Source organism: Marinifilum caeruleilacunae, assembly GCF_013141825.1.
Lineage (GTDB): Bacteria > Bacteroidota > Bacteroidia > Bacteroidales > Marinifilaceae > Marinifilum > Marinifilum caeruleilacunae.
Genome location: NZ_RZNH01000114.1, coordinates 1 through 745 on the forward strand (window position 1 = coordinate 1; position 745 = coordinate 745).

At 31.9% G+C, this 745-nt stretch carries 1 protein-coding gene; it reads left to right on the top strand.

All coding sequences use genetic code 11. From position 1 onward, the window contains the following. The first annotated feature begins 25 nt into the window (after positions 1–25). Complete coding sequence (locus tag ELS83_RS21715; RefSeq protein ID WP_216616763.1) at positions 26–712, top strand: DUF4844 domain-containing protein; 687 nt, start codon at positions 26–28, stop codon at positions 710–712. The last annotated feature ends 33 nt before the right edge of the window (positions 713–745 follow it).

Here is a 745-nt window from a genome sequence, read left to right on the forward strand (position 1 = left end):
TACGTTGGCAACCATTTGATGAAGAATGAGAATAGTTTATTTCATATTAGCAATTATCTTTTTAATCTCATGTGAGAATAAAAAAGTTAGATATTCTGGTCTAAATGACTTGGTTGTAGGTGTTCAACAAGTTATTTTGTATGAAAGTGGTAAATTTTATCTTGAATTGGGAGTTGGTGGAGTCGAAGGAAAATACCATATACAGAATGACACTATAACACTTGAATATGATAGCAAACCAACGGGATGGCCTGACAAAATCATGTTGAAAGATAGATATTTTGAAACAGTCCAAAGTRAAGAGCATCAAGAAACTATAAAAATAGAACGAAAATTCAATAACCCTAAAGCAATAATTCAAATAATGGACAAAATTGAAGAATTTAAGAAGAAAGAGAAATTCATCAAAGATGCAAAACTGTTCTATCCTGGAATTGCTGATGCTAAAATGCTTCCTATTCTGACTAAGAAAATTAATAAAGCTGCTGACGATTTTAAGGAAGTATCCTTATCTAGCAACCCAACGGACAAGGAATATCAGGAAAAAATTGGCATGGGACTAAAAAGGTTTTCTGCTATTTATCTAGAATTAGACACAGAAGATAGAGAACGAATTTGTTGCTATTTTGAAGAATTAATGGATATAGTTGGACTAGAAAGTTCAGACGGTCAACTGAATGATTTTATGTACGGATTTAATCCAAGTGAGTAAAAACGGTTGCCAACAAAAATTAAAATTCAAGGG